Here is a 674-nt window from a genome sequence, read left to right on the forward strand (position 1 = left end):
TGGGAGTTGTTGGGGTATTGGGGTGTTCGGCCGGATTATGTGATGGGTCATTCGGTGGGGGAGTTGGCGGCGGCGTGTGTGGCTGGGGTGTTGTCGTTAAGGGATGCGGCGATGTTGGTGGCTGCGCGGGGTCGGTTGATGGGGGGGTTGGCTGGTGGTGGGGTGATGGTGGCGGTGGGCGCTGGGGAGGCGGAGGTATCGGAGTTGTTGGTGGGTGGGGTTGCTATTGCGGCGGTTAATGGTCCTGAGTCGGTGGTGGTTTCAGGTGAGCGGGATGCGGTGGCTGGGGTGGTGGCGGAGTTGGTGGGTCGGGGTCGGCGGGTGCGTGAGTTGGCGGTGTCGCATGGTTTTCATTCGTCGTTGATGGAGCCGATGCTGGCCGAGTTTGGTGAGGTGGCTGCGGGGGTGGGGGTGGGGGTGGCGTCGGTTCCGGTGGTGTCGAATGTGACGGGTGAGTTGGCGGGGCCGGGGTATGGGTCGGCGCAGTATTGGGTGGATCATGTGCGGGGGGCGGTGCGGTTTGCTGATGGGGTGCGGTGTGTGGAAAGTCTTGGGGTGAGGCGGTTTGTTGAGGTGGGGCCGGCTAGTGGTTTGGCGGCATCGGTGGCGGCGTCGTTGAGTGGTGGGGATGGGTTGGTGGTGTCGTTGTTGGGGAGGAACTGTTCGGAGGTGGG

At 64.7% G+C, this 674-nt stretch carries 1 protein-coding gene; it reads left to right on the top strand.

Going from position 1 to position 674, the window contains the following annotated elements; translation table 11 throughout:
• A partial coding sequence (locus F0Q45_RS26465) for an acyltransferase domain-containing protein (protein WP_149656647.1) occupies positions 1-674 on the top strand: 674 nt, incomplete at both ends.

The organism is Mycobacterium simiae (assembly GCF_008370645.1).
Lineage (GTDB): Bacteria > Actinomycetota > Actinomycetes > Mycobacteriales > Mycobacteriaceae > Mycobacterium > Mycobacterium simiae_A.